The organism is Mycoplasma marinum (assembly GCF_004335975.1).
Taxonomy (GTDB): domain Bacteria; phylum Bacillota_I; class Bacilli_A; order Mycoplasmatales; family Metamycoplasmataceae; genus Mycoplasma_K; species Mycoplasma_K marinum.
Map to the genome: position 1 here is coordinate 1 of NZ_PSZO01000115.1, position 588 is coordinate 588.

Annotated in this window: 1 protein-coding gene; it reads left to right on the forward strand. The window is 25.3% G+C overall.

Translation table 4 applies throughout. The annotated features are described in order from the left end of the window. Positions 1–588 (forward strand): alpha-mannosidase (locus tag C4B24_RS05140; protein ID WP_168388390.1); only part of this gene is annotated, 588 nt, incomplete at both ends.

The following is a 588-nucleotide window of genomic DNA, read 5'->3' on the forward strand; positions in this document are numbered from 1 at the left end:
CTTATATTACAAATTAGAGCCATTAGAGTTAGTTTATAAAAATATTGATATTTCGTATGATTTTGAAGAATATAAAAATACAACAATCATCAAACCTCTATTAAAATTACAAGCTCACGATTCACTTGGTGGATGTAATACGGATACTACTAATGATGATATTGTCGCTAAGTTGAAGCAAGTTCACAGAAGAATTGTTTCAATAATTGATTTAATTACTTATAAGATTATTCAACTTGAAGAACAACATGAATCAGCAAATACAATTAATATTATTAACCAAGCTCCATTTGAGCACAAGTTAATAAAAACAATGACAATTTACTCTAAAAATTCGGAAATGAATATCGAGAATGATTTTATAAAAATTATTACACTTGAGAGTAAATCTATTGGATTTAATGAAGATGTTTATGAATTAAAAGTTTTATTAATTACTAAGAAAATAAGGGCCTTTAGTCGCTCGATAGCAAACCTTGATGATATAGAACAGAAGAAGTGGAATTTAAGTACGGGCGAAAAAATAGTTTTAAATGATAAATATATCATTATTAATAGTGGTAAAATAATTAAAAAAATATTCTTTGA